Below are 1,104 nucleotides of genomic sequence, written 5' to 3' on the forward strand. Positions count from 1 at the left end.
TGAATCGGTCAAGTTAACGACATGGCCAGTGCTGGTGGAAAACGACGCGGTTTACGTTCTAGGCTAGTGCTCGAGCGGTCTAAAAAGACAACAAAAAAAGACAATAAAAAGGCCAAGTGAAAACTTGGCCTTGGTTTATATCTGCTGTACAACGTTCAACTACGGTGTTGGAGCCTCAATAAAACCGTAGTCAATCAAGGCTTGCTCAGATTCAGGGTGGATAAAGAGCCCATCCCAAATCTCACCTTGAGAATCAATGGTGTTGCCATTCCATTCTGTCGAGACAGTAAAACCTTTGACGTTAAACTGAATACCATTGCTGTAGGCAAAGCCCATGTAGGTAGTACTGTTTTGCGTCACTTGGTTATCGTCAACGAAGGAGTAGCTCAAGGCTATGATGCCTTTTCAGCGTCATGTTCTGTCCAAGTAAACTGGATATTTTCATCCGTGCTGACAAACGTACCTGTGTTATTGGCTAAGAACGTGAGTGTGCCATCTTCATCTTTCATCACCAATTGTTCACCAATGAAAGTGGAGGTGAATTTAGCCGCGCGATAGGCGGTATCATCCACACAACCTTTCAGCGCATCAGCGTAGGTGTCAAAGGAGTAGAAGGTGGTTGGCACTTCGTTCACATCATCCCAGTCACTATTGGAGGTTTCGCAATAGGTAAATGGTTGGCTGAGATCCACTTCTTGATAGAGACCAAGTGAGATTTCACCCGTTTCTGGATCAAACGTTGCCATGGAGAGAATGCCATCTTCATCCACATCCATGATAGCGCGTTTGTAATCCCAGATATTCTGAGCGTCGTCGCCAAACTCAAGCGTGCCTTCTTGGTTTACCATCCAATATTTCGTGCTTGGCGTACCATTTGTAGCGATATGACTTCGTTGTTGGCGGCATACGCTTGGACTCGCGTTTCCCCACTGCTATTGACGCGATAAAGTACCGCACCTTCAGGATCCATCACGGGTAACTGACAGTCGGCGATTTGCGCTTGGAAATCTGCAAGGGTTGCACCAGAGGCGACTTCGGTGATTGGACACCAACCGGGTAGATTAACCGCACCAAGCAAGGCTTCTTTCGCAGTTTCGTTCAGTA

The 1,104-nt window shown here is 46.7% G+C and carries 3 protein-coding genes; all 3 read right to left on the reverse strand.

The features are described from left to right. Positions 1–159: 159 nt before the first annotated feature. Positions 160–390, reverse strand: a complete 231-nt coding sequence (locus CIK04_RS34575) for a hypothetical protein (protein ID WP_325205939.1) — start codon at positions 388–390, stop codon at positions 160–162. 2 nt (positions 391–392) lie between these two features. Further along, positions 393–848: a hypothetical protein gene (locus CIK04_RS34580; RefSeq protein WP_325205940.1), complete on the reverse strand. Its 456-nt coding sequence runs from the start codon at positions 846–848 to the stop codon at positions 393–395. Continuing rightward, on the reverse strand, positions 842–1,104 hold a 263-nt coding region (locus tag CIK04_RS34585; protein ID WP_325205941.1), incomplete at its 5' end, for a hypothetical protein. The genes CIK04_RS34585 and CIK04_RS34580, both read right to left, overlap by 7 nt.

The sequence above is a fragment of the Vibrio sp. 03_296 genome (assembly GCF_002265885.1).

Excerpts from the sequence above, each read along its gene's own strand:
- CIK04_RS34580 (WP_325205940.1), bottom strand. The coding sequence starts at position 848 with ATGGTAAACCAAGAAGGCACGCTTGAGTTTGGCGACGACGCTCAGAAT.